Consider the following 20,594-nt stretch of genomic DNA (forward strand, 5'->3'; position numbering starts at 1 on the left):
GAGGGGTCAAGCTACCCCCGCCTCCCGGAAGTGTCAACGCTTTTTTGATGGCAGTCACGTGTTGTGACGAACGTCGGACGGGCCCTGGGCGCACCGGCACGCGACGGCGCATGGGCGCCTGCGAAACAGGCGCGACGGCGCTCGCAGGGATGCGCACGCGCGTGAAACTTCATCGCATATTTAGTGGTCTTTGCAGACACTGGCCGCCTGCGGATTCCTTGCGGAGCCCGGTCACGACGGCCCCCGACCGTCTTGATCCGTGTCGCAGCGCCACGATCTACCACCCTGTTCACCTTCCACAGAACGACGCAATGCGCCCTCTGCCGACCCTGCTCACGCTGACCCTGGCCGCCGCTTTCGGCGGCTTCGCCGCCACCGCGATCCGCGACGGCCTGGAGGCCCCTGCGAACGCTGCGCCCGCGGCCGCCGTTCCCACGCCCACGGTCGCGGCGCTGCCGGCGGTGGTCAGCGGCCAGCCGTTGCCGTCGCTGGCGCCGATGCTGGCACGGGTGACGCCGGCCGTGGTGAGCGTGCACACCAAGCAGCGCGTGCGGGTCAGTCCGTTCGGCAACGACCCGATCTTCCGCCGCATGTTCCCCGAGCTGTCGCAGGAGCGGATCAACGAGTCGCTGGGTTCGGGCGTGATCGTCGACGCGCAGCGCGGCTACGTGCTGACCAACCACCACGTGATCGAGGGCGCCGACGAGGTGTCGGTGACGCTGGCCGACGGCCGCACGCTGGCGGCCGAGTTCGTCGGCTCGGACCCGGACACCGACGTGGCGCTGATGAAGATCCCGGCGCAGAACCTGACCGCCCTGCCACTGGCCAACTCCGACGCGCTGCGCGTGGGCGACTTCGTGGTGGCGGTGGGCAATCCGTTCGGCATCGGCCAGACGGTCACCTCCGGCATCGTGTCCGCGGTGGGCCGCACCGGGCTGCGCGGGCTGGGCTTCCAGAACTTCATCCAGACCGACGCCTCGATCAACCCCGGCAATTCCGGCGGCGCGCTGGTCAACCTCAACGGCGAGCTGGTCGGCATCAACACCGCCAGTTTCAATCCGCGCGGCTCGGCGGCAGGCAACATCGGCCTGGGTTTCGCCATTCCCACCAGCCTGGCGCGCAACATCATGGGCCAGCTGATCGCCAACAACGGCGTGGTGATCCGCGGCACGCTCGGGCTTGAGTCGCAGGACGTCGATGCGCGCATCGCACAGGCGCTGGGCCTGGGCGAAGCGCGAGGCGCGGTGGTGACACAGGTGTTCACCGGCGGGGCCGCCGCCAGCGCTGGCCTGAAGGTGGGCGACGTGATCGTCGGCGCCAACGAGGAACGCATCGACAGCCGCGACGAGCTGCGCAACTACGAAGGCCTGCAGCCGGTGGGCTCGCGCATCGCGCTGGACGTGCGCCGCGACGGCAAGCCGCTGAAACTCATGGCGACGCTGCGCGAGCAGCCGCGCTCGTTCGCCGGGCAGGAGATCGATCCGCGCCTGAGCGGCGCGGTGTTCGCCGAACTGCCCGAACGCCTGCGCCAGGCGGGTCTCTCGGGCGTGATGATCGAGTCGGTCGCGCGCGGCAGCCGCGCCGAGGCCAACAGCCTGCGCAAGGACGATGTGGTGATCGCCTCGAATACGGGAAACTTCGAGGACCTGCCGGGTTTCCGCGCGAGCTTCACGCAGGCTCCGGCACAGTTGGTACTGCGCATCCTCCGCGGCAACCGGCGGGCCGATCTGCTGATGCAGTGACGCCGCTACGCCGCCGCGCCCGTTCACGACACAGGAGCCGTTCGATGAATACCAGCCCCAACGATCCGACCCTCACCGGCGGAACCGATACCGGCGCCTCGGCCACCACCAGCTACGGCGAAGGCCTGCGCACCAACCTCAACCAGGCCGGCGGCAGCCTCAAGCAGGCCGCCAGCGATGCCGGCACCGCGCTGCGCGACGCGGCCAGCGCCGCAGGCGAGGAGCTGCGCGTGGGCAAGGCCAACGTCAAGGCCGATCTGGCCGACAGCGCGCTGGCCGGAATTGCCGCGGCCGAGAACGCCGGCGGTGCCGCGCGCGAGCAGGTCGACGCGCTGATGGACAAGGGCCGCGACCTGATCGACAGCGCCGCCGAGCTCATCCGCGAACGTCCGCTGGCGTCGTTCGGCGTCGCCTTCGCGGCGGGCTGGATCATCGCCAAGCTGGCGCGCAGCGGCGACAAGTAAGCCGTGAGCGAACCCGGCGAGGAACGCCAGGCCAAGGACACGGCGCCCGAGCCACCCGACCTGGCCGAGTCGCTGCGCGAGATCGGCGCCACCGCCAAGGCCAGCCTGGGCGCCACCGCCGCGTCCGCGCGCGCACTGCGCACGCTGGTGGCGGCCGACCTGTCGCTGGCGCGCAGCGCACTCGGGCGTGCGCTCACCTTCGCCGGGGTAGCTATCGTGTTCGGTGCGTCCGCTTGGCTGCTGCTGATGGCCACGCTGGTGGCGCTGCTGCGCACGTTCGGCGTGTCGTGGCTGGTGGCGATGCTGATCGCCGCAGGGATCAGCCTGGCGGTGACGATCTTCGCCGGCGTGCGCGCCATGCATTACTTCGAACACACCCGCCTGCAGGCGACGCGTCGCCAGCTGGCCCGTCTGGGCATCGGCGAACTGGCCGACCTGATGCCCACGCCGGACTCGGCCGAGTCCGCGCGTGCGGCGGCGGAGAAACTGCGCGAGGATGCGGAGAAGCTCCCGCGCAAGCCCGACGGCATCGACATCACCCCGCCCTGACATGGCACGCCAGAAAGTCAAAGCGCTGCGCTTCGAGCAGCTCATCGCCAAGGTCCAGCAGGCCGAGGACATGCTGGAAGCGCAGGAACGCAGCGTCGCGGCGGACCTGCGCCAGTTGCGGGATACGTGGCGCAAGGCGTGGACGCCGGGGCGCATCGTCATCGCCGGCCTGGCCAGCGGTTTTCTGATCGGACGCGCCGAGCCCGGCCGCGCGATCGGCAAGAGCGGACAGCTGATGCACCTGGTGTCGATGGTGTCGAGCCTGTTCGCCGGCGGCAGCGCCCAGGCCGCCGCCGAAGAGGCCGGCGAAGCGAAGGAAGAAGTGCGCGAGGCCGCCCCCGCCGCGGCAGCAGCGGCCGCCGTCGACGAAGTGCCGCCTGCCGTGCGTGCGCCCGACGAGGAGGTAGTGGCGCTGGCGCGTGCGGAAGCCGCGTTGCGCGCCGCGCGCACCGCCACCGTCGACCAGGTGCAGCCTTGAACGCGTCGCCACCCGCCGCCGAACCCTCGTCCGAGGATCCGGCCGAACAACCCGCCAGTCGTCCTCCACCGCCGCGTCCGCGTTCGCCAACCGCGGTGGTCGTGCTCGCGGTGCTGGCCGTCGGCTTCACGCTGTGGGCCGCGCAGGAATTGATCCTGCCGATCCTGCTGGCGATGTTCTTCGCGCTGGTGGGCAACCCCATCATCCGTGGCCTGCAGCGGCTGCACGTGCCGCGCTTCATCGGCGCGGTGATGGTGCTGCTGGGCGGCCTGTCGGTCGGCATGGCACTGGCCAACCAGCTGATCGAGCCCGCCGGCGAATGGATCCGCCAGGTGCCGCGCGAGATGAAGCAGATCGCGCCGAAGCTGCGCGACCTGACCAAGCCGATGCTCGACGCGAACAAGGCGGCGCAGAACATCGCGCGCGCCGCCGGCGGCGAAAGCACCTCGCGTCCGGTGCAGGTGATCCGCACCGAACTCAACGAGCCCTACAAGGTGCTGACGGCGACGCCGCGCCGCATCGCCTCGGTGCTGGCGGTGGTGCTGCTGACGTTCTTCTTCATGGTGTACGGGCAGACGCTGCAGCGAAACGCCATCGCCCTGCTGCCCACGCGCCAGCAGAAGAAGCTGACGGTGGACATCCTGCATTCGATCGAGCGCGAGATCTCGCGCTACGTGCTCACCATCACCGTCATCAACACCGCGGTGGGCCTGGCGCTGGCGGGCGCGCTGTACTGGCTGGGCGTGCCGCTGCCCGAATCGCTGCTGTGGGGCACGATGGCGGCGATCCTCAATTTCGCGCCCTACGTCGGCCCGCTGATCGGCATCATCATCATGCTGCTGATGGGCTTCGTCGCGTTCGACGAGCTGTTCCCGTCACTGCTGCCGGCCGGCATCTACCTGCTGCTGCACACGCTGGAAAGCCAGATCGTCACGCCCATCATCCTGGGCCGCAGCATGCGCCTGTCGCCGCTGATCCTGATCCTGGCGCTGATGGTCTTCGGCTGGCTATGGGGCATCATCGGCCTGCTGCTGGCGGTGCCGCTGCTGGTGTGCATCAAGCTGGTGCTGGCGCGCATCGAGGGCCTGGAAGGCTGGGCGCGGTTGCTGGAATGACGAAGGACGGAAGTCCCGCGGACGGGACTTCCGGTGCGGCCCGTGCGCCTCAGTCGGGACACTGCAACGGCACGATCGTGTACGTGTCCGTGCGCTGGCCGGTGAAGCTGTAGCTGTTGTCGCAGTGGCCGATCTGCCAGCCCACGGCGTTGCCCGCCTCGTCGTAGAACGTCATCACGTAAGGCCAGCGACCCGCGACGACGGTGCCGGCGACCATGAGTGCCAGCAGGGCCGCGACGGCGAGCAAGCGGCGTGGGGAACTGCTCGGGTGGCGCATACATCCTCCAGCGTTGGGCCGGGGCGCGAGCCGTCCTGGGCGCACCGGCGACGGGATTGCGGCACGCGCGCCGGGGTCCGGGCGGCTCCACGGGTGCCGCGACCTGCTTACACCGCACCGGAGGCCCGAACCGGGACGGTGACCACGGATGAGGCCTCCCGGCGGCTGCCTCGCGACGGACGGCGCCACCACGGGGGAACGCGGCCGGCAGGCTAAAATGTGGGAATGCCGTTATCCATCCGCGCGATCACCCTCGACCTCGATGACACGCTCTGGCCGTTCGCCCCGATCGGCGAGCGCGTGGAGCGCGTGCTGCACGCATGGCTGCTGCAGCACTGCCCGCGTACGGCGCAGCAGTATCCCGCCGAGGCGATGCGCGAACTGCGCGCGCGGATCCATGAGGAGCACCCGCACCTGGCGCACGACCTGTCGGGACTGCGCAAGCTGACGCTGGCGCGCGCGATGGAGCTCAGTGGCGACGATCCGGCGCAGGCCGATGTCGCCTTCGAAGCGTTCTTCATCGAACGCAACCGCGTGGAGTTCTACGAGGACGTGCTGCCCGCGCTGGAGCGCCTGGCCGCGCGCGTGCCGCTGGCGGCGCTGAGCAACGGTAATGCCGATCTCACCCGCATCGGCGTGCACCATCACTTCGCGTTCCAGCTGGGCGCGTTCGAACACGGCACGCCCAAGCCCGCCGCCAGCATCTTCCATGCCGCATGCACACGCCTGAGCGTGTCGCCGCACGAGGTGCTGCACGTGGGCGACGACATCGACATGGATGTGGTGGGCGCGCATCGCGCGGGCCTGCGCAGTTGCTGGCTCAACCGCACCGGCGCCGCATGGCCGCATGCCGACGTGCAACCCGATCTTCAGTTCACCACCCTCGCCGAACTGGCCGACTGGCTGGACGCGGCCCACTCCCCGGAAAACGTCGCCGCATGAGCCTGCCGCCTGGATTCACCACCTCCGCCACCGAAGCGCTGCCGCTGCACGTGGTCACCCGCGACACGCTGCCGGCCTGGCGTGCGGCGCAGCCGGCCGCGACGGGCGCATGGCTGGACGCGCAGGGCTTCGACGGAGCGCCGCTCTCGATCATCACGCTGCCGGCGGCCGAGGGCGGCATCGCCGCAGCGCTGATCGGGGTGGGCGACGTGCTCGATCCCTCGTCCTACGGGCATGCGCCTTTCGGACTTCCGGCGCGTGCATGGACGATCGCGACGGAACTGCCGGCCGATGTCATGGCGGCGCTGCAACTGGGCTGGGGCCTGGGCAGCTACCGGTTCGATCGCTACCGCAAGCCGCTGCGCGTGCCGGCGCAGTTGCTGGTAAAGGACCTCGAAGGCGAAGCATTCGCGCAGCTGGCCGCCTGCCTGCGCGTGCGCGACCTGGTCAATACGCCGACCGAACACATGGGCCCGGACCAGCTCGAACAGACCGTGCGCGAGATCGCCGAGCGTTTCGGCGCGCGCATCGAAGTCGTCAGCGGCGAGGACTTGCTCACGCGGAACTTTCCGGCCATCCATGCCGTCGGCCGCGCCAGCCATCGCGCGCCGCGCCTGATCGCGCTGCGCTGGGGCGACGAAGCGCACCCGCACGTGGCGATCGTCGGCAAGGGCGTGTGTTTCGATACCGGCGGCCTGGACCTCAAGCCGGCCGACGGCATGCGCAACATGAAGAAGGACATGGGCGGCGCCGCACACGCGATCGCCCTGGCCGAACTGGTGATGTCGCGCGGCCTGCCGCTGCGCATCACGTTGCTGGTGCCGGCGGTGGAGAACGCGGTGGGACCCGACGCGTTCCGTCCGGGCGAAGTGGTCGCCACGCGTGCCGGCCTCAGCGTGGAGATCGACAACACCGACGCCGAAGGCCGCGTGATCCTGTGCGATGCGCTGACCTATGCGGTGGAACAGAAGCCAGCGCTGCTGCTCGATTTCGCCACGCTTACCGGCGCGGCGCGCATCGCGCTGGGCCCGGACCTGCCGGCGCTGTACAGCAACGACGACGCGCTGGCGCAGCAGTGGCTCGACGCCGGCGTGCAACTGCGCGACCCGCTGTGGCGCATGCCGCTGTGGCGTCCGTACGTGCGCTACCTGGTCAGCAACGTGGCCGACATCGCCAACGGCGGGCCGTCGAAGATGGCCGGCAGCATCACCGCGGCGGTGTACCTGGACCGCTTCGTGCCACCGACGCAGAAGTGGGCGCACCTGGACGTGTACAGCTGGAACGACATGGACCGCCCGGGCCGCCCCGCCGGCGGCGAGGCACAGGGCCTGCGCGGCGCGTATGCGCTGCTGAAGCGGCACGCGGGGGTCTGAGGCGCAGCTTTCGCGCGCGGTGCGGTAACAAGCCCCCCGTTCGCCCCTTCGGGGCACCGCACGACGCGCGTTACAGCCAGCCTTTCTGTCGCGCCAGCCGATACGCCTCGATGCGGTTGCCGACGCCGAGCTTGCCGATCGACTCCGACAGGTAATTGCGCACGGTGCCCTGCGAGAGGTTCAGGCGCGCGGCAATGTCCGCGGCGGTCAGGCCGTCGCCGGCCAGTCGCAGTACCTGGCGTTCGCGGTCGTTGAGCGGATCGGCCTCGCCCCATGCGTCCACTGCCAGTTGCGGATCGATCACGCGGCCTCCGCGGTGCACCTGGCGGATCGCCTCGGCCAACTGCTCGGCCGGCGCATCCTTCAGCAGATAGCCGCTGGCGCCTGCGTCCAGCGCGCGCCGCAGGAAGCCGGCTCGCGCGAACGTGGTGACGATGATGACACGCGTGGAAAGCTCATGCCGCTGGATGCGTTGCGCGAGTTCCAGGCCGCTGAGGCCCGGCATCTCGATGTCGGTGACCAGCACGTCGGGTCCGCGTCCATCGCGATGCAGGCGCTGCAGCAGCGCCCACGCTGCTTCGCCGTCTGCTGCGCCACCAAGCACGTCGATGTCCGATTCCAGGCGCAGCAATGCGGACAGCGCACCCAGCACCATCGCCTGGTCTTCGGCCAGCAAGACTCCGATCATCGTCCGCACCCGCGCCGCGTTTGCGCGCACGTTAGCACCGCTCGCGGCGCTCACGCCGCGGCGGACGGCACGTGCACGCAACAGGCATCGACGCGGGCGTCATCGCATGGCGACGCATGCACCGGCACGCAGGCCTGCACGCGCGTGCCCTGGCCCGGCACCGAGTCGATCCGTAAACGACCGCCAAGCGCTTCGAGCCGCTCGCGCATGCCCGACAGCCCGTTGCCCGGCGTGATCGCGCCGCCGCGTCCATCGTCCTCGACACGCAGCACCACCTCGGTGCCTTCGATGGCGAGCCGCGCACGGGCTCCCCGCGCGCGCGCATGACGCTGGATGTTGGTCACCGCTTCGCGCAGCGTCATCGCCAGCACCGTCTCGACATTCGACGGCAGAGTCATCGATGCGTATTCGTAGGCGAACGTCACGCCGTCTGTTTCCAGCAGCAGGCGGGCGGAAGCGAGTTCGGACGCGACACCGGCCGCGCGGATGCCGGTGACGGCGCTGCGCACCTGGCTGAGCGCATCGCGCGCCACGCGCGTGACCTCGACCAGTTCGCGCTGCGCCGCATGCGGATCGCGCTCGACCAGCTTGCCGGCCAGCTCGGACTTCAACGCCACCAGCGACAGCGTGTGGCCGAGCAGGTCGTGCAGGTCGCGGCCGATGCGCTCGCGCTCGGCCAGGGCTGCGAGCCGGCGTACTTCATCATGCGACAGCTGCAGCGCGGCCTGCTTGCGCCGGCTCTCCAGGTAGTGGTGGTTGCCGAAGAACACCGCTACCGCAACGATGGTGGTGACCAGGAAGATGAAGATGGAATCGTGCAGCAGCACGACTTCCAGCAGCAGTCCCCCGAGCATTCCCACCATCCACGCCACCCGCTTCCACAGCGGCCCGCCGAGCGTCGCCGCGAAAGCCACCGCATAGGTCAGGTAGGTGTTGGCGAAGGCATTGGTCGGCAGCAGCGCGTAACCCAGCGCGGCGATGCCGAGCATGCACGCCACCCGCCTCGCGCCGATCTGCCGGTAGGCGAAGAAGTACAGCGGCAGGAACACGATGATCGAGAGGATCGTGGGCCACAGGATGACCTCGCGTCCGAACGGGCTGCGGCTGTCGCCCGTCCAGACCATGATCGCGGGCAGGAACAGGAAGACCAGGTAGCCCAGCAGCAGGAACGGCGCCCAGCCCATTCCCACCGACTCGGGAATCAGGCGCCCCCGCCAGCGCATCAGCACCGGCATGATCGAAACGGACATGGCGCGGTCTCCGTGACGCGTCGGCATGACTCTATCCCCCCGTCCCGTCAGCGCGAAAGCCGCCGCCGGGCCAGCACGAAGAACACCACAGTGATCGCCGCCAGCACCAGCACGTGCAGGCCCACTGCGGAGCCGGCATCACGTCCGACCACCTTCAGCGCCAGCTGGCCCAGGTGCCAGGCCGGCCACACCGGCGCGATCTGCGCGAACACCGGCGGCAGCACGTGCAGTGGCATCCACAGACCGGACAGGAACGCCATCGGCATGTACACCAGATTGATCACGGCCGGCGCGCCACTGCCGCTGACGAGACTGCCCAGGTACAGGCCGAGTGCGCAGAACGGCAGTGCTCCGGCCACGTTCACCACCAGCAGCAGCGCCCATTGCGATGGCGCCAGCGACACGCCCGCCGCGACGGTTCCGAGCAGCGCCAGGAATACCGAGATGCTGGCCGAGAACAGCATCGCCATTGCCATCTTCGCCAGCAGATAGGCACCGCGCGGCATCGGCAGCACGCGCTTGAGCACGAGATAGCCGTTCTCGCGCTCGATGGCCACGCTCGCGCCGAAGCCGAACAGCGATACACCGATCGCGCCGAATACCCCGTAGGTCGTCATCAGGTACTGCGCCATCGCGGCGCCGCCGCGCGAACCAGGCAGCACCACGCCGAACAGCAGGTAGAACAGGACCGGAAACAGCAGCGTCGGGATCGCGAACATCGGCGTGCGCAGCAGGCGCAGGAACTCGTACTTCGCTTCCAGCCAATGACTGCGCAACGTGCCGTGCGGATGCGCACTCCCGATTGTCGTCGCGGCGTCCATCACGCGGCCTCCTTGATCTCGTCGCGGGTGAGTTCGAGGAACGCATCGGCGAGGCCGGCGCGCTTCACTTCCAGTTCGCGCAGCGTGGCGTCTTCGGCAAGCAACCGGCGCACCACCGGCTCGGCGGCATCAACGACCAGCTCCAGCCGGTCGCCCTCCCCGCGTGCATCGATCACGTGCGCCCAGCCCGCCACGCGTTGTGCGGACAACGCGGTGACGCACCGTATGCGCAGCTGCACGAGATGGCCGCGCAGATCACTCACCGAGCCCTCGACGACGACGCGACCGTGGTTGATCACGACGACGCGATCGGCCAGCGCCTCGGCTTCTTCCAGGTAATGCGTGGTCAGCAGCACGCCGCAGCCGTCGGCCACCAGTTCGCGGATGGCGCGCCACAACAGTTGCCGGGCCTGGATGTCGAGGCCGGTGGTCGGCTCGTCCAGGAACAACAGTTGGGGACGCCCGCACACCGCCAGCGCGAACTGCACGCGGCGCTGCTGCCCGCCGGAAAGCCGGCCGTAGCGCCGATCCAGTAACCCATGTAGGCCGGCCAGCACGACGCAGTCGCTGATGCTGCGCGGATGCGGGTAGTAGCTGCGCGTGAGTTCCAGCAGTTCGGACACCTTCAACGTGTCCGGGATGCCCGCGCTCTGCAGCATCACGCCGGTGCGCCGACGCGCCTGCAGCTCATGCGGTGTCATGCCGAACGAGGACACCGTGCCCGCATCGGGCGCGTATTGGCCCAGCAGCAGGCCGATCGCGGTGCTCTTGCCTGCGCCGTTGGGGCCCAGCAGCGCCAGCAATTGCCCGCCGCGCACCTCCAGGTCGACGCCGGCCAGCGCTTCCACCCTGCCGTATGACTTGCGCACCTGTTCCAGGCGCGCCAGTACCGCGTGTTCGCCCTTCATCGCCTTGCCCTCTCCATGCGGGTCCGATGGCGGGCATCATCTGCAACATGTGGTTTACGCTGCAGTCGCAGGCGTCACCCGGATGACATGACAAGCATCAGGTGACCGCATGGCCCGCATCGCATAGGCTGTGCCCCATTCACGGCGCCGCGCGGCGAAAAAGTTACTTCCGGCCCCTAGCGCCGGCGCGACCGGCCTGTCCAAACTTCCCCCTTTCCATCGTCCTGGATGTCGATGAACAACTCTGCCGATCTGCTGAAGGAACTGCGTATCGACCGGAGCGCCCCGCCTCCGCCGCCTTCCCGGCGCGGGCTGTGGATCGCATTGGCGGCTATCGCCGCGCTTATCGTGCTGGCACTGGTGGCGTGGGCCGTGTTCGGCCGCAGCCGCGGTGTGGAGGTGCAGACCGCCACCGTCACGGCCATCGGCAATGGCGGCGGCAGCGCGTCCGTGCTGGATGCCAGCGGCTACGTGGTCGCGCGGCGCATGGCGACGGTGTCGGCCAAGATCACCGGCAAGGTGCGCGAGGTGCTGATCGAGGAAGGCATGCGCGTCGAGGCCGGCCAGGTGATGGCCACGCTGGATCCGATCGATGCCGATGCCGAACGCGCGCTCGCCACGGCGCAGGCCGGCGCAGCTCGCAGCCAGGTCGAGAGCGTGCGCGCACGGCTGGCACAGGCCGAGGCCGATGCGCGCCGCCTGTCCACGCTGGTGGGCCAGCAGCTGATCTCCAGGTCGCAGTACGACGAGGCGATCGCCGCGCGCGATTCGCTGCGCGCCGAACTCATCACCTCCGAGCGCAATGCCAAGGTCGCCAACGACCGCCTGCGCATCGCCGACATCGGCGTGGACAACACCATCGTGCGCGCGCCGTTTGCCGGCGTGGTCACCGCCAAGGCGGCGCAGCCGGGCGAGATCGTCTCGCCGCTCGCGACCGGCGGCTTCACCCGCACCGGCATCGGCACCATCGTCGACATGGAATCGCTGGAAGTCGAAGTCGAGGTCGGCGAGGCCTTCATCGGGCGCGTGCAGCCGAAGATGCCGGTGGAAGCCACCCTCAACGCCTATCCCGACTGGAAGATTCCGGCCGAGGTCATCGCCATCATCCCGGCCGCCGATCGCGGCAAGGCGACGGTGAAGGTGCGCGTGGCGCTGAAGCAGAAGGATCCGCGCATCGTGCCGGACATGGGCGTGAACGTACGCTTCCTCGAAGCCGCGCCGCCCAAGGATGCGCCTGCAGTGGCGCGCGGCGTGCGTGTACCCGCATCGGCGCTGACCGAGCGCGACGGCCGGGAGGTCGCCTTCGCCCTCGCCGGCGAGTCGTCCGATCGCGTCGAACTGCGCGCGGTGAAGACAGGCCGCACGCTCGGCGAGGATCGTGAGGTCCTGTCCGGCCTGTCCGCGGGCGACGAGGTCGTGCTGGATCCTCCGGCCGAGCTGGAAGACGGCGCGCGGGTACGCGTCGGCAGTGCCGCCGACGAGTAACCCGCGGACCCGGGGGACACTCGTCCGCCACAACGTTGTCGCTATAGGCATGTCGAAATGGTCCCTGCCCGTTCGTCGAACGGCAGTGGCTTCCAGCGGGGCGACGTCCCCCGCGCCGGTTCCGTTCATGTCGGGGACGTCGCCCGACCGTTGACGAGGCAAATGCGATGGCTTCCCTGGTTTCGCTCCGCAATCTGCACAAGACCTACCAGCGCGGTCCTGAAAAGGTGGACGTGCTGCACGGCATCGACCTGGACATCGACAAGGGCGACTTCGTGGCCCTGATGGGCCCGTCCGGTTCGGGCAAGAGCACGCTGCTCAATCTGATCGGTGGTCTCGATACGCCGACCTCGGGCGAGATCGAGGTCGGTGGCCAGCGCATCGACAGGCTGAGCGCCGGCCAGCTGTCGCAATGGCGCAGCGACCACGTCGGGTTCGTGTTCCAGTTCTACAACCTGATGCCGGCACTGAGCGCGCAGAAGAATGTCGAACTACCGTTGCTGCTGACCAACCTCGGTGCCGCGCAGCGCAAGCGCAACGCGGAGATTGCCCTGCAGCTGGTGGGCTTGGCCGAACGCGGCAAGCACAAGCCGAACGAGCTGTCGGGCGGCCAGCAGCAGCGCGTGGCGATCGCGCGGGCCATCGTCTCCGACCCGACGCTGCTGATCTGCGACGAACCCACGGGCGACCTGGACCGGCAGTCGGCCGAGGAGATCCTCACGCTGCTGCAAACGCTCAATCGCGAGCACGGCAAGACCATCGTGATGGTCACCCACGATCCCAAGGCCGCCGAATACGCCTCGCACACGTTGCATCTGGACAAGGGCACGCTGGTCGAACAGGCAGCGCACGCCGCCTGAGACAGGAGTCGACGCCATGAAATATCTCCACCTGATATGGGCCGAGCTGTTCCGGCGCAAGACGCGCACCGTGCTGACGCTGCTGTCGATCCTTGCCGCCTTCCTGCTGTTCGGCCTGCTCAACGGCGTGCGCGAGAGCTTCGCGCAGGCTGGCAAGAGCGCGGCCGGCGCGCAGCGCCTGCAGACCGGTTCGCGCCTGTCCTTCATCCAGACCCTGCCGCTGGCGCTCAACGAGCGCATCAAGCAGGTCGATGGCGTGTCCACGGTCACCTACGCCAACTGGTTCGGCGGGGCGTACCAGGACCCGCGCAACCAGATCTTCAGCTTCGCGGTGGCACCGAACTACCTCGACCTCTATCCAGAGATCGAAGTGAGCGCGGCCGAACGCGCGGCATTCGACAGCACGCGCACCGGCATACTCGTCGGCGAGACGCTGATGAAGCGCTTTGGCTGGAAGGTGGGCCAGAGGATCCCGCTGCAGTCGACGATCTTTCCCAACCGCGACGGCACGAAGAACTGGAGCTTCGACATCGTCGGCACGCTACGTTCCAAGGACAAGAAGAGCGGTGGCTGGTACGACAGCCTCGTACTGATGCAGTGGAAGTACTTCGACGAGTCCACGCCGTACAACCGCGGTGAAGTCGGCTGGTACGTGGTAAAGGTCAAGGACGCCGGCCAGGCCGACCGCGTCGCAAAGCGCATCGATGCCCTTTCGGCGAATTCAGCCAACGAAACCAAGACCATGACCGAGCAAGCCGCGTTCGCTTCATGGATGAAGCAGACGGCGAACATCGGCCTGATCGTGGGCTCGATCATGGGTGCGGTGTTCTTCACCCTGTTGCTCCTGACCGGCAACACCATGGCCCAGGCGGTGCGCGAGCGGATCCCCGAGCTGGCGATCCTCAAGACCATCGGTTTCAGCAACGGCAGCGTGCTGGGGCTGGTGCTGACGGAATCCGTGCTGCTTGTCCTGATCGGCGGCGCGCTGGGGCTGGGCCTGGCCGCGGTAATCGGACCGATCGTGAACGTCGGCAGTGGCGGGATGATCAACATGCCGCCGGTCGGCCTGAGCAGCTGGGCACTGGGCCTGGCCCTGATGATCGGCATCGGCCTGCTGGTCGGCGCGTTGCCGGCGCTGCGTGCGATGCGCCTGAACATCGTGGACGCGCTGTCGGGCCGCTAAGGAGATCCTCATGAACAAGTTGAAGTCGTTCTTCGGTGGTCTCGGTCTGGTGCTGTTGGTGGCACTGGGCCTGGTGGCGTGGCTGGCATTGCCCTGGTACGCGCTGCTGGCGCTCGCCGTTGCCTTTGCACTTTGGATGCTGCTCAGCCGACGCGGCCGCCAGGCCAGTTCGGTGACGCAGGTTGGCGTGTCCACCCTGCGCCAGCGGCTGGGATCCTCGTCGGTGATCGTGATCGGCATCGCCGGCGTGGTCGCCGTGCTGGTGGCGATGCTGGCGATGGCCGAGGGCTATCGCGAGACATTGCGCCGCAGTGGCAGCGAGGACACCGCCATCGTGCTGCGCGGCGCCTCTGCGGCGGAGGTGATGTCCACGCTCAACCACGACAGCATCAACGTGATCGCCCAGGCTCCGGGCATCGCGCGTGACGCGCAGGGTCGTCCCATCGCCTCGGCCGAACTCGTGGTGGCGGCCAACATGCCGCTGCGCGACGGTGGACCCGACGAGGACGGAAGCGTGCAGTTGCGCGGCGTGGGCGAGCAGGCATGGGCGGTGCGCCCCAACGTGAAGCTCGTCGAGGGCCGCCGTTTCAACACCGGCATGCGCGAGATCGTCGTCGGCGTGGGTGCGCAGCGCCAGTTCCGCGGGCTCGAAGTCGGCAAGCAGGTACGCATCGGCAGCGACCAGTGGACCGTGGTCGGCGCATTCAGCTCCGGCGATGCGATGGAGTCGGAGGTCTGGGCCGACGCGGAAGTGGTGGCCACCACCTATCGGCGCGGCAGCACGCGCACCTCGGTGACCGCGCGGCTCGATAGTGCCAAGTCGTTCAAGCCGTTCAAGGCCGCACTTGCAGGGGACCCGCGCCTGGACACCGATGCCACCACCACGCTGGAGTACTTCAGCAAGCAGTCCGAGCAGATGGTGAAGATCATTCGCGTGATCGGCATCGTCGTGGGCGCGATCATGGCGATCGGTGCCATCTTCGGGGCACTCAACACCATGTTCGCAACCGTGGCGACACGCGCACGGGAAATCGCCACGCTGCGCGCCATCGGCTTTCGTTCGGTGCCGGTCGTGATTGCGGTGATGCTGGAAACCATGCTGCTGGCGTTGGTTGGCGGCCTGATCGGCGGCGCGCTCGCCTGGCTCATCTTCAACGGATACACCGCCTCCACCATTGCCGGCGGCGTGGGACAGCTGACCTTCGAGTTCAAGGTCACGCCGGCGGTAATGTGGACGGGCCTGAAGTGGGCGCTTGCCATCGGCTTCGTCGGCGGCCTGTTCCCCGCATTGCGCGCGGCGCGCCTGCCGGTGACGGATGCACTGCGCGCGGCATGATGTCCACGCGGTGATGGCAACCGAAAGGCCGCGAGCGATCGCGGCCTTTCTTTTTCCGGCGATGAAGGTTTCGAGCAACCGCATTCCCGCACAACAGCCGTCATTCCCGCGAAGGCGGGAATCCAGCGACCAGATGGGGGCAAGCCTTACGCAGTGCGTGATGCGTCAGGCAGATGGATTCCCGCTTTCGCGGGAATGACGACAATCAGGTTCATAGCCAATGCCGCCATTCCCGACGCATCATCACTAACGCAACAGTATCGTCATACCGCGCAAGACCCCATCAGCCCCGCACAACAGTCGTCATCCCGCGAAAGCGGGAATCAGCGATCAGATGGGCCAAGCCTTACGTAGGGCGTGATGCGTCATGCAGATGGATTCCTGCTTTCGCGGGAATGACGGCTATCAGGCGAAGATCCAGTCACTACGTAAGACCACGCATGGCTCCACACTACGCGCGAGTCCGCGCGACCCGCTCCGCCTCGATCTTCCCCAACAGCCACTGCAGGCCCGCCAAGTGCTGCTGGTCGTGGCTGCACAGGTAATGCGCCAGGCTGCGCAGTGTGAGCGGGCCATAACCTTCGAACTCGGCCGTGCGCGCCAGCTGGCGCTCGTCCAGGCGCGCGATGGTCTCGACCGTGCGCGAACGTGCGTCGCGGAACGCGTGCAGCACCTCGTCGGCATCGGCATCGCCGTAGCGCCGCTCGATCGCCAGCGGTTCGCTGTCGATGGAAGGCAGCAGCGGATGTTCTTCGTCCAGCGTGCGGCGAATGCGCTCCTGGTAGCCCTCCACCTCGATGTCGCGCACGTGGCACAGCTGCTCGATCGCGGTGAAATGCTCGCTGGGAATGCCGTCCCAGCTCGGCGGTGCCCAGTGGCGGAACTCGCGCGGAATGGCCGCGTAGTGCGCCTCCAGTTGCAGCGGAAACAGTGCCAGTGCGTTCAACGTGGTCTTGTTCATCGCAGGCCTCAGGAAGGAATCAGGCGGCGGCCGGCGCAATCGGCCGGCGCGCGCGCATCAGCCCGTCGGTGGCGAACACCGCCAGGCCGCACCAGATGAAAACGAAACCGACCAGCCGCGCGGCGTCGAACGGCTCGCGCAGGATCAGCACGCCGATCAGGAACTGCAGCGTCGGCGCGATGTACTGCATCAGCCCGACCACCGACAGCGGAATGCGCCGTACCGCGTAGGCGAAGCCGATCAGTGGCAGCGCGGTGAGCACGCCGGCGAACACCAGCAGCAGGTCCATCGCGATGCCCCAGCCGCCGAGGAAGCCGCCCATGCCGTGCGTCTCGCCCCACAGCATCACCGCCAGCCCAGGCAGGAACAGGTAGAGGCTCTCCACGCCCAGGCCGGCGACGGCATCCACCGCGACCAGCTTGCGCACCAGTCCGTACAGGCCGAACGACAACGCCAGCGCGATGGCGATCCACGGCGGTCGGCCGTACTGCCAGGTCAGCCACGCCACACCGAGCAGCGCCAGCATGACCGCCACCCACTGCAGGCGTGTGAGCCGTTCGCGCAGGAACGCAACGCCGATGACGACGTTGAGCAGCGGATTGATGAAGTAGCCCAGGCTGGTCTCCACGACATGTCCGGCGTTAACCGCCCACACGTACAGGCCCCAGTTGAACGAAATGAGCGTGCCGCTCAGCGCCAGCATCCACGCCGCGCGCGGCCGGGCCAGCGTGGCGCGCAGCCAGCCGCGTCCCTGCTTCCAGAACAGCCAGCCGGCGACCAGCAGCGCGCTCCACACGATGCGATGCACGACGATCTGGATCGACGGCACGGTCTTGAGCAGATGCCAGTACAGCGGCATCAGGCCCCACAGCACGAACGAAGCCGCGGCGATCCACAGCCCGTTGCGCGTCTCGTGCGCGCCGGTCATGCCGCCGGCTCCGAGGTGGACGCCGGTGCCACGGGCTTGCTCGCACGCGCCTTGGACAGGGTGATGATCACCACGCCCAGCAGGATCACCGCCATCGCGCCGAGGTCGTGCGCGGTGAAGCGCTCGCCGCCGATGAGCGCGCCGAACACCACCGCGATGGGCGGATTGACGTAGGCATAGCTGGTCGCCAGCGCCGGCCGCACGTGATGCAGCAGCCAGATGTAGGCGGTGAAGCCGAAGATCGAACCGGCCACGACCAGGTACAGCATCGCGGTGGTCGCGCTGACGCTCGGCATCTGCGTGATGCGCTCGCCGTGCAGGACCGCGGCGAGCAGCATCCACACGCTGCCGGTGAGCATCTGCCCCGCCGCCGACATGAAGGGCTGCGGCAGGTCCTGGTCGCGGCTCCAGATCGAACCCCAGGCCCAGGCGATCGGCGCGATGACCAGGCACACCAGGCCCAGCGTCGAGGACGACAGCTCGCCGCCTGCGCTCAGCCACAGCACGCCGAGGAAGCCGATCACCAGGCCCACCCATTCGATGCGCGAGGGATGGCGTCCGCGCAACATCGCGAACACGCCGGCGAACAGCGGCATCGAGGCCACCGCGATCGCGGCCAGGCCGGAACCGACCTCGGTCTCGGCCAGGTTCACCAGCCCGTTGGACAGCAGCACCATCCAGATCGAGAGGATCCACAGCGTGCGCCACTGCCGGCCGGTCGGCGATGCGCCGCCGCGCCAGCGCAGCACTACGTACATAATCAGGCCGGCCAGGAACATGCGGCCGGCGCCCAGCAGGAACGGCGGGTAGCTCTCCAGCGCGAAGCGGATGGCGAGGTAGGTCGAGCCCCAGAGGATGTAGACCGAGGCCAGGGCAAAGGCGACGGCCAGCGCGCCGGGGGCGGCCCGGGCGACGGTGGGTGCAGCGGTGCTCATGCGGTGTCCAGACGTGGGGTGGAGGTGCGGCACTGCCAACAGCGTGTTTTGCCCCGAACGCCGCGGGCACCGCGCCGTGCGGAGCCCTTGCCGATGTGGCCGGAGCCCCGCACCGCCGGTGCAGGAAACGTTCGGATAGGCAAAGCGTAACGCCGGATGCCGCGACGTGATTGATAAATCCTGCGCAAGAACGCAAAAATTTTGCATGGCCGCCACACCCCTGATGCTCGACGAATTCGACCATCGCCTGCTGGAGCTCCTGCAGCGCGATTCCGCATCCACGCTGACCGCGCTGGGCGAAGCGGTGGGCCTGTCGGCCAGCGCCGTACAGCGCCGGCTGACGCGCTATCGCCGCAGCGGGCTGATGCGCGAGATCGCCGTGCTCGACCCCAGGTCACTGGGCGGAACGATCACGCTGGCGACGGTACTGGTGGCGATGGAGCGCGACTCGGCGAAGCTGCACGCGGCCTTCCACGCGCGCATGCGCGGTGCGCCGGAGGTGCAGCAGTGCTACACGCTGGCCGGCGAGTGGGACTATCTGGTGATCCTGGCCACGACCGGCGTGGCCCATTGCCGCGAAGTCGCCGACCGGCTGTTCGGCGGCGACGAGAACCTCAAGCGCTACGAAACCCGGATGGTGTTCGAGCCGATCAAGCTGGGCCTGGAACTGCCCACGCGCCCACCGCCGGCGCGACGCAGGAAATAGCGCGTCCGCGCCGGTTCATCGAACGGTACTTACGACGGCTGGCGGTACACCAGCACCGGAATGGTCGAGTGGGTGAGTACCTTCAGCGTCTCGCTGCCCAGCACCAGCGCCTTGATGCCGCGCCGGCCGTGCGAAGCCATCGCGATGAGATCGCAGCCACGCTCGTGCGCGATCGCGATGATCGCCTCGTACGGGAACTCGTCCTCGATGACCACGCTGTCGCACGGCACGCTCAGCGCGTGCGCCCGTGCTTCCACGGTCCGCAGGTGGCTGCGCGCCATTTCGCGCGCCTCGCGCTCGTAGTCGTCGCGCACCGCGATCATCTGTTCCGGCGTCACCGCGAACACGTGGTACGGCTGCGTCACGCACAGCACGGTCACGCGGGCGCGCAGCGTCTTCGCCAGCTCCAGCGCCTGGTCGATGGCGTGGTCGGACAGCGGCGATCCATCGGTGGGAATGCAGATGTGGTGGTACATGGCGGCCTCCGCAGGGTGGATGTACCACCACCTTCGGGTTCCGGCGCGGCCATGCCGTTGATCCGGCTCAACCGTCGGCCGGTGTTCCGACGAGCGGCACGGTCAAGGCGCTCAGGCCGCGCGTTCACGCGCCAGGACCTGCTGTTTCATCGGCAGGCCCCATCGGTAGCCGCCCAGTGAGCCGTCTCCGCGCACCACGCGATGACAGGGCACGACCACGGCCAGGCGGTTGCCGGCGCAGGCGTTGGCGACGGCGCGCGTGGCGCGAGGATGGCCGATCTGCCGCGCGATGTCGGCGTAGCTGCGCGTCTGCCCGCGCGGGATCTTCATCAGGGCGTCCCAGACCTTCTTCTGGAACGCGGTACCGATGAGGTCGACCGGTACCTGCGCCTGCCTGCCGGCCAGCGCATCGGCCACGGCGCGCAGGCGCGGCGCGAGGAACTCGTCGCGTCCGGAGTCCACGCGCTCGAGCTGCGCCTTGGGGAACTCGGCATGCAGTTGTGCTTCCAGCTGCGCCGCGTCCTCGCCGAGCTCGATCATGCAGATGCCGCGCGAGGTCGTCGCCACCAGCGCCTGGCCGAGCGCCGTGTCGGCGATGCTCCAGCGGATCTGTTCGCCCGCGCCGCCCGACCGGTACCGCGCCGGCGTCATACCCAGTCGCGCCGCGCCGCCTTCGTACACGCGCGAGGGCGACCCGTAGCCGGCGTCGTACAACGCCGCGCTGACGTCGCTGCCTTCGCGCAGCGCCAGCTTCAGCGTCCCCAGCTTGCGCTGGGCGAGGTACTCGGCGGGACTCAGTCCGAAATGTTCGGCGAACCGGCGCTGTAGGTGCGAGGCGCTCAGGTCCACCTGCGCCGCCAGCTCGGCCAGCGTCGGCTCACCGTCGTCGAGCAGGCGCCTGGCGTGATCGAGCTTGTCGCGAAGCTGGCGGGCGGTGTTCATGGGGCAAAGCCTAGCGAGGACGCCGCATAGCCCGCTATCCGGATCTTGCTGCAGGTCTGGAGCTCCGCAGACCCCGTGAATCTCCCCCGGCCCCTCTTTTTCAAAGAGGGGAGAAGCGCAAGCGAAGCTCCGTTCTTTGGCCCAAGGAGGGAGCAGGAGCGAAGCTCCGTCCGTT

The 20,594-nt window shown here is 68.6% G+C and carries 22 protein-coding genes; 12 read left to right on the forward strand and 10 right to left on the reverse strand.

What is annotated here, in order from left to right; translation table 11 throughout:
• Nucleotides 1-311 precede the first annotated feature (311 nt).
• From VFE83_RS09555 to VFE83_RS09575, 5 genes are read left to right on the forward strand one after another with little or no spacing between them, the layout of a single operon-like run.
• Complete coding sequence (locus VFE83_RS09555; RefSeq protein ID WP_324905461.1) at nt 312-1,742, forward strand: trypsin-like peptidase domain-containing protein; 1,431 nt, start codon at nt 312-314, stop codon at nt 1,740-1,742.
• 44 nt (nt 1,743-1,786) lie between these two features.
• Nucleotides 1,787-2,206 carry a hypothetical protein gene (locus VFE83_RS09560; RefSeq protein WP_324905463.1) on the forward strand — a complete coding sequence of 140 codons (420 nt, stop codon included), beginning with the start codon at nt 1,787-1,789 and terminating at the stop codon, nt 2,204-2,206.
• 3 nt (nt 2,207-2,209) lie between these two features.
• Nucleotides 2,210-2,755, forward strand: coding sequence for a phage holin family protein (locus tag VFE83_RS09565; protein WP_324905465.1), 546 nt, complete (start codon nt 2,210-2,212; stop codon nt 2,753-2,755).
• Nucleotide 2,756: 1 nt separating this feature from the next.
• Nucleotides 2,757-3,233 (forward strand): hypothetical protein, encoded by a 477-nt coding sequence (locus VFE83_RS09570; protein WP_324905467.1) that lies wholly within the window; start codon nt 2,757-2,759, stop codon nt 3,231-3,233.
• A complete protein-coding gene (locus VFE83_RS09575) occupies nt 3,230-4,348 on the forward strand; it encodes an AI-2E family transporter (RefSeq protein WP_324905469.1) in 1,119 nt (372 codons plus the stop codon). Before VFE83_RS09570 ends, VFE83_RS09575 begins: the two co-directional genes overlap by 4 nt.
• A 49-nt stretch (nt 4,349-4,397) precedes the next feature.
• Here the strand turns inward: VFE83_RS09575 and VFE83_RS09580 are convergent, their stop codons facing one another.
• Complete coding sequence (locus VFE83_RS09580; protein ID WP_324905471.1) at nt 4,398-4,625, reverse strand: DUF6289 family protein; 228 nt, start codon at nt 4,623-4,625, stop codon at nt 4,398-4,400.
• Between the two features lie 225 nt (nt 4,626-4,850).
• Here VFE83_RS09580 and VFE83_RS09585 point away from each other — a divergent pair, with 225 nt between their 5' ends.
• Together VFE83_RS09585 and VFE83_RS09590 are read left to right on the forward strand one after the other, a co-directional pair.
• Nucleotides 4,851-5,567: an HAD-IA family hydrolase gene (locus VFE83_RS09585; RefSeq protein ID WP_324905473.1), complete on the forward strand. Its 717-nt coding sequence runs from the start codon at nt 4,851-4,853 to the stop codon at nt 5,565-5,567.
• Nucleotides 5,564-6,940 (forward strand): leucyl aminopeptidase family protein, encoded by a 1,377-nt coding sequence (locus VFE83_RS09590; RefSeq protein WP_324905475.1) that lies wholly within the window; start codon nt 5,564-5,566, stop codon nt 6,938-6,940. The genes VFE83_RS09585 and VFE83_RS09590 overlap by 4 nt, the downstream gene beginning before the upstream one ends.
• 70 nt (nt 6,941-7,010) lie before the next feature.
• Here VFE83_RS09590 and VFE83_RS09595 read toward each other — a convergent pair whose 3' ends face one another.
• Genes VFE83_RS09595 through VFE83_RS09610 form a run of 4 tightly spaced genes read right to left on the reverse strand, consistent with a single transcriptional unit; the run spans nt 7,011 to nt 10,607 of the window.
• Nucleotides 7,011-7,628 carry a response regulator transcription factor gene (locus tag VFE83_RS09595; protein ID WP_324905477.1) on the reverse strand — a complete coding sequence of 206 codons (618 nt, stop codon included), beginning with the start codon at nt 7,626-7,628 and terminating at the stop codon, nt 7,011-7,013.
• A gap of 50 nt (nt 7,629-7,678) precedes the next feature.
• The gene (locus VFE83_RS09600) at nt 7,679-8,878 is read right to left on the reverse strand and encodes a sensor histidine kinase (RefSeq protein ID WP_324905479.1); all 1,200 of its coding nucleotides are present in this window, start codon (nt 8,876-8,878) and stop codon (nt 7,679-7,681) included.
• Between the two features lie 47 nt (nt 8,879-8,925).
• A complete protein-coding gene (locus VFE83_RS09605; RefSeq protein WP_324905480.1) occupies nt 8,926-9,699 on the reverse strand; it encodes an ABC transporter permease in 774 nt (257 codons plus the stop codon).
• Nucleotides 9,699-10,607: an ABC transporter ATP-binding protein gene (locus VFE83_RS09610; RefSeq protein ID WP_324905482.1), complete on the reverse strand. Its 909-nt coding sequence runs from the start codon at nt 10,605-10,607 to the stop codon at nt 9,699-9,701. Before VFE83_RS09610 ends, VFE83_RS09605 begins: the two co-directional genes overlap by 1 nt.
• A 234-nt stretch (nt 10,608-10,841) precedes the next feature.
• Between VFE83_RS09610 and VFE83_RS09615 the strand changes: the two genes are divergently transcribed.
• The 4 genes from VFE83_RS09615 (at nt 10,842) to VFE83_RS09630 (ending at nt 15,471) form a co-directional block, all read left to right on the forward strand.
• On the forward strand, nt 10,842-12,092 hold the full coding sequence (locus VFE83_RS09615; protein WP_324905484.1) for an efflux RND transporter periplasmic adaptor subunit: 1,251 nt from the start codon (nt 10,842-10,844) through the stop codon (nt 12,090-12,092).
• Between the two features lie 167 nt (nt 12,093-12,259).
• Entirely contained in the window at nt 12,260-12,952 is a 693-nt protein-coding gene (locus VFE83_RS09620) for an ABC transporter ATP-binding protein (RefSeq protein WP_324905486.1), read from the forward strand.
• Nucleotides 12,953-12,968: 16 nt separating this feature from the next.
• Complete coding sequence (locus VFE83_RS09625; protein ID WP_324905488.1) at nt 12,969-14,135, forward strand: ABC transporter permease; 1,167 nt, start codon at nt 12,969-12,971, stop codon at nt 14,133-14,135.
• A 10-nt stretch (nt 14,136-14,145) separates the two neighbouring features.
• Nucleotides 14,146-15,471, forward strand: coding sequence for an ABC transporter permease (locus tag VFE83_RS09630; RefSeq protein ID WP_324905490.1), 1,326 nt, complete (start codon nt 14,146-14,148; stop codon nt 15,469-15,471).
• Nucleotides 15,472-15,922: 451 nt separating this feature from the next.
• Here VFE83_RS09630 and VFE83_RS09635 read toward each other — a convergent pair whose 3' ends face one another.
• The 3 genes from VFE83_RS09635 to yedA are packed head-to-tail and all read right to left on the reverse strand — an operon-like array spanning nt 15,923 to nt 18,295.
• Nucleotides 15,923-16,432, reverse strand: coding sequence for a DinB family protein (locus VFE83_RS09635; protein ID WP_324905492.1), 510 nt, complete (start codon nt 16,430-16,432; stop codon nt 15,923-15,925).
• A gap of 19 nt (nt 16,433-16,451) precedes the next feature.
• Nucleotides 16,452-17,360: an EamA family transporter RarD gene (gene rarD, locus VFE83_RS09640; protein WP_324905494.1), complete on the reverse strand. Its 909-nt coding sequence runs from the start codon at nt 17,358-17,360 to the stop codon at nt 16,452-16,454.
• Nucleotides 17,357-18,295 carry a drug/metabolite exporter YedA gene (gene yedA, locus VFE83_RS09645; protein WP_324905496.1) on the reverse strand — a complete coding sequence of 313 codons (939 nt, stop codon included), beginning with the start codon at nt 18,293-18,295 and terminating at the stop codon, nt 17,357-17,359. Before yedA ends, rarD begins: the two co-directional genes overlap by 4 nt.
• Before the next feature lie 205 nt (nt 18,296-18,500).
• On the opposite strand from yedA, the gene VFE83_RS09650 reads away from it, so the two are divergent.
• Nucleotides 18,501-19,001, forward strand: a complete 501-nt coding sequence (locus tag VFE83_RS09650) for an Lrp/AsnC family transcriptional regulator (RefSeq protein ID WP_324905497.1) — start codon at nt 18,501-18,503, stop codon at nt 18,999-19,001.
• Between the two features lie 29 nt (nt 19,002-19,030).
• Here the strand turns inward: VFE83_RS09650 and VFE83_RS09655 are convergent, their stop codons facing one another.
• Together VFE83_RS09655 and VFE83_RS09660 are read right to left on the reverse strand one after the other, a co-directional pair.
• The gene (locus tag VFE83_RS09655) at nt 19,031-19,477 is read right to left on the reverse strand and encodes a universal stress protein (protein ID WP_324905500.1); all 447 of its coding nucleotides are present in this window, start codon (nt 19,475-19,477) and stop codon (nt 19,031-19,033) included.
• A gap of 111 nt (nt 19,478-19,588) precedes the next feature.
• A complete protein-coding gene (locus VFE83_RS09660; RefSeq protein WP_324905502.1) occupies nt 19,589-20,419 on the reverse strand; it encodes a methylated-DNA--[protein]-cysteine S-methyltransferase in 831 nt (276 codons plus the stop codon).
• Nucleotides 20,420-20,594: the final 175 nt, after the last annotated feature.

The sequence above is a fragment of the Lysobacter sp. genome (assembly GCF_035655815.1).
Classification (GTDB): Bacteria; Pseudomonadota; Gammaproteobacteria; order Xanthomonadales; family Xanthomonadaceae; genus Lysobacter_J.

Bases quoted from the DNA above. Each gene is read 5' to 3' on its own strand.
- VFE83_RS09555 (WP_324905461.1), top strand. From the start codon at position 312: ATGCGCCCTCTGCCGACCCTGCTCACGCTGACCCTGGCCGCCGCTTTC.
- VFE83_RS09560 (WP_324905463.1), top strand. From the start codon at position 1,787: ATGAATACCAGCCCCAACGATCCGACCCTCACCGGCGGAACCGATACC.
- VFE83_RS09570 (WP_324905467.1), top strand. From the start codon at position 2,757: ATGGCACGCCAGAAAGTCAAAGCGCTGCGCTTCGAGCAGCTCATCGCC.
- VFE83_RS09580 (WP_324905471.1), bottom strand. From the start codon at position 4,625: ATGCGCCACCCGAGCAGTTCCCCACGCCGCTTGCTCGCCGTCGCGGCC.
- VFE83_RS09585 (WP_324905473.1), top strand. From the start codon at position 4,851: ATGCCGTTATCCATCCGCGCGATCACCCTCGACCTCGATGACACGCTC.
- VFE83_RS09590 (WP_324905475.1), top strand. From the start codon at position 5,564: ATGAGCCTGCCGCCTGGATTCACCACCTCCGCCACCGAAGCGCTGCCG.
- VFE83_RS09595 (WP_324905477.1), bottom strand. From the start codon at position 7,628: ATGATCGGAGTCTTGCTGGCCGAAGACCAGGCGATGGTGCTGGGTGCG.
- VFE83_RS09600 (WP_324905479.1), bottom strand. From the start codon at position 8,878: ATGTCCGTTTCGATCATGCCGGTGCTGATGCGCTGGCGGGGGCGCCTG.
- VFE83_RS09605 (WP_324905480.1), bottom strand. From the start codon at position 9,699: ATGGACGCCGCGACGACAATCGGGAGTGCGCATCCGCACGGCACGTTG.
- VFE83_RS09610 (WP_324905482.1), bottom strand. From the start codon at position 10,607: ATGAAGGGCGAACACGCGGTACTGGCGCGCCTGGAACAGGTGCGCAAG.
- VFE83_RS09615 (WP_324905484.1), top strand. From the start codon at position 10,842: ATGAACAACTCTGCCGATCTGCTGAAGGAACTGCGTATCGACCGGAGC.
- VFE83_RS09620 (WP_324905486.1), top strand. From the start codon at position 12,260: ATGGCTTCCCTGGTTTCGCTCCGCAATCTGCACAAGACCTACCAGCGC.
- VFE83_RS09625 (WP_324905488.1), top strand. From the start codon at position 12,969: ATGAAATATCTCCACCTGATATGGGCCGAGCTGTTCCGGCGCAAGACG.
- VFE83_RS09630 (WP_324905490.1), top strand. From the start codon at position 14,146: ATGAACAAGTTGAAGTCGTTCTTCGGTGGTCTCGGTCTGGTGCTGTTG.
- VFE83_RS09635 (WP_324905492.1), bottom strand. From the start codon at position 16,432: ATGAACAAGACCACGTTGAACGCACTGGCACTGTTTCCGCTGCAACTG.
- rarD (WP_324905494.1), bottom strand. From the start codon at position 17,360: ATGACCGGCGCGCACGAGACGCGCAACGGGCTGTGGATCGCCGCGGCT.
- yedA (WP_324905496.1), bottom strand. From the start codon at position 18,295: ATGAGCACCGCTGCACCCACCGTCGCCCGGGCCGCCCCCGGCGCGCTG.
- VFE83_RS09650 (WP_324905497.1), top strand. From the start codon at position 18,501: ATGGCCGCCACACCCCTGATGCTCGACGAATTCGACCATCGCCTGCTG.
- VFE83_RS09655 (WP_324905500.1), bottom strand. From the start codon at position 19,477: ATGTACCACCACATCTGCATTCCCACCGATGGATCGCCGCTGTCCGAC.
- VFE83_RS09660 (WP_324905502.1), bottom strand. From the start codon at position 20,419: ATGAACACCGCCCGCCAGCTTCGCGACAAGCTCGATCACGCCAGGCGC.